The 3,446-nt window shown below is 42.7% G+C and carries 1 protein-coding gene; it reads left to right on the forward strand.

The features are described from left to right. Positions 1-182 precede the first annotated feature (182 nt). On the forward strand, positions 183-3,446 hold a 3,264-nt coding region (locus COX77_04190; protein ID PIZ98553.1), incomplete at its 3' end, for a hypothetical protein.

A 3,446-nucleotide genomic window follows, 5' to 3' on the forward strand; every position in this document is an offset into this window, starting at 1 on the left:
TTGATCCGGTATCCAGCACATATTTTATTGTTATTATGACTTAACGTAAAATAAGAAACAATTTGGAACTGTTTTCTGGTTTTCACCAGAAAGACAAGACTGTGTTTGTCAGCGTTAGCTCAAATCTCGCTTGTCACACCGGGCCACGACCCGGTGTCCAGTACGAAAAATAATAATCACCAATGAAACTCAAACTTAACAAAAACAGAATATACTACACTGCCAGCATCCTCACGATTGCTATTATTGTCGTCGTCGGTATCGTCTATCTAATCCGCAAACCAGAAAGTGCGGCAGCATGGTTTAACGACGACTGGTACTATCGCCAGAGCGTCCCGATTACCAATGGTGGTTCTGCTCTCACTGACTACCAAATAGCCATTACCTTAGACACGGCAACTTTAATCACTGCCGGTAAAATGCAATCTGACTGCGATGATATCAGATTTACTGACGCTCAAGGCAATGTTTTATCTTACTGGATTGAGGAGAATAACCCTGGCTGTAATAGCGCCACTACCAAAATTTGTACCAAAGCATCTTCTGTTCCAGCAGGTTCTTCAACGATCTATCTATATTATGGTAACCAAAGCGCTAGCAATGCCCAAAATGGTAATAATGTATTTACTTTTTTTGATGATTTTAGCATTAACTTAAGTAAATGGATTAATCCCACTGGTTGCGCTGCCACTATTACTTCTGGCGTGATGCAAATTAGTTCCAGTACCGGATGTGATAGTACGCCAGTTTATGTTAACTCCTTAAGTCTTTCTGATGCTACTGGTTATATTATGGAGTTTCGTGGCAAATTTTCTTCTGGTGGTGGCGGACGCTTACAAACATACCAAAGATATCGTCCGTCCAATGGTCATTCTGGTAGATTTTGGACAAGTGGTATTAATACTACGGCTTATCAAGAGTGGACCGGTTCGTTTGGTGGTACTACTAACGTCGGTGCTAATAATATGGCCGCTGACACTTGGTACAATGTGAAAGTTCAAGTGAAGGATAGTAATAATACATACTATGTTAACGGCACATCAATTGGCTCGACAACATCAACTGCTAGCCTCAGTCCGTTAACGGATTTAAGTATTGGTTTGGGGCAATATTCTACCACAGTACAATATGATAATGCGCGTTTAAGAAAATATGCCGCCACCGAGCCCACCATCGGTTCCTTAGGTACGGAAGAAAAAGGTGCGGCTCCTGTGGCTTATTGGCGTTTTGATGAGGGCTATGGCACTACCACCCAGGACAACACTACCAATAATAACGATTTAACTTTAAACTCTCTGGCCTGGAACAATGAAGATAAATGTTTGGCTGGCAAGTGTGTCAGTACTGATGCTGATGGTGACTACGCCGCCTCTGCCAGTTCCCCAACTTTCAATACGTACAATGAATTAACCTATAATGTTTGGGTAAAATTTAATGCTGCTTATACTTCTTCCGCTAGCTATCGGTGGCCGATAATTATGTCTAATAGTAATGGTGGTACGCACACTGGCTATGGCTTGCGAACACAAATATTTCCCGATCAGAATGGTAACTACAACACTATTTATTTTGAGTGGGGTCGCTCTCCTTGTGATGGTACATCTTATACTTCCATTACCGTAGCGAATAATACCATTGATAACTTATGGCACATGTATACAGTTACTTATGACGGTACCACTGTCAAAGCTTACTTAGATGGCAACTACATTCGACAAGTTACACAAGCCGGTGGATTTTGTAATGTCGGTGCCAACGTTATGAAAATTGGTGAACGTAGTAGTGGTTCGCCGAATATGGCGCTAGATAATTTTAAAATTTATAACTATGCTCGTACTGCTACCCAAGTTAACCAGGACTATTCCTCCGGCAAAGCCGGAGTAGGCTCCGAGTCAGCGGCTAATGTCGCCATGGGCGCTAGTAATCAAAAGTGGATGTCTGATGGTTTGGTTGGTTATTGGCCAATGGACGAAACTTCTTGGACTAACGACTGTTCTACGGCCACTGTTTTAGATGCTTCGGGCAATAGTAATACTGGCAAGTCGTGTCCTGTTACTACTGGCTCTACTGGCGGCGTTATTGGCAAGTATGGCAATGGCGGTAGTTTTGATGGTATTAATGACGAAATATCTATTACTGATAGTAATTCGCTAGACTTTAATAATGTTGATTTTTCCTTGAGTTTTTGGATTAAAATAGGTGAATTAGTAAATACAGCTGGTATCATTGCCAAAAATCCGAATAGCAACGCCGGGAGTAGCAACTATGCCATTTGGAAATGGCAGGATGACATTGACCTTTACGTTGGTACAGGTACGCCCGGTCAATATGATAATGTTCGGGTTAACAATCTTACTCAAAATGAATGGGTTTATATTACCGCGACTTTTGAAGCAGCTACCAGCACCATGAAAATTTACAAAAATAGTGTTCTGCAACAAACAAAAGTTACGGCCATTGACCCCGGGGCCAATAGCGGTGTTTTGGGTTTTGCTAGTTTAGGTGGTGGCAATTATTTTAATGGTCAATTAGATGAACTCCGTATTTATAACCGCGCCCTCTCTAACGCTGAAGTTACCAAATTATATGAATGGGCGCCAGGGCCGGCCAGGTATTGGACCTTGGATGAAAACACTGGTACCACAGCTTATGACTCTAGTGGTAATAATAATAGCGCCACCAGCAACGGAACTATTGGTTGGGCGCTGGGTAAAAGAGGCTCGTCTTTGAATCTGTCCACTGGCGCAGCAGCAAATAATGTTTATTCAGCCGGTGGTAACAATCTAGCAAATACCGGCGCCTTGACTTTAGAAGCCTGGGTAAATCCTGCCAGTTATGGTTCCGAAGAAATGACGGTTATCCAAAATACTTATTATTTAAGTGTTTATAATAACGGATCAATTAACTGTTATTGGTATGGTACTACGCCTGCTGGTTATCATAGCTCCGGCGCTGGTACAGTGCCATTAAACCAATGGACGCATATTACTTGCGCTTGGGATGGATCTAACATTCGGTTGTACACCAATGGAATTTTAAAAAATACTATCGCCGTAACCGGTGACGGCAATGATCCCGGCGGCATTAATATTGGCGCTGAGAATACCACAAGACAATTTCGCGGTCGTATTGACGATGTTAAAATTTATAACTACGCTCGTACAGCCAAACAAATTCAGGAGGATATGAATGGTGGCATTGCTGGCCCAGTAGCTTATTGGCCAATGGAGGAGGGACAGGGCGGCTCGGTTCTTGATAGCACTGGTTATAGCAGCACTGGTACCTTGACTATTGGTGCCACTGGTACGCAGACAACAGTGGTGCAAGCGAGACAAAATGGTGCCACTGGCAAGTTTGGTAAGAGTTTGAATTTTGATGGTACTGACGACTACGCTGGCTGTGGTACTACTTTAGGAGGTTCAACAGCAACGCCGAAGGATTTTAGT

It is taken from the genome of Candidatus Komeilibacteria bacterium CG_4_10_14_0_2_um_filter_37_10, assembly GCA_002793075.1.
Taxonomy (GTDB): domain Bacteria; phylum Patescibacteriota; class Patescibacteriia; order UBA1558; family UBA1558; genus UM-FILTER-37-10.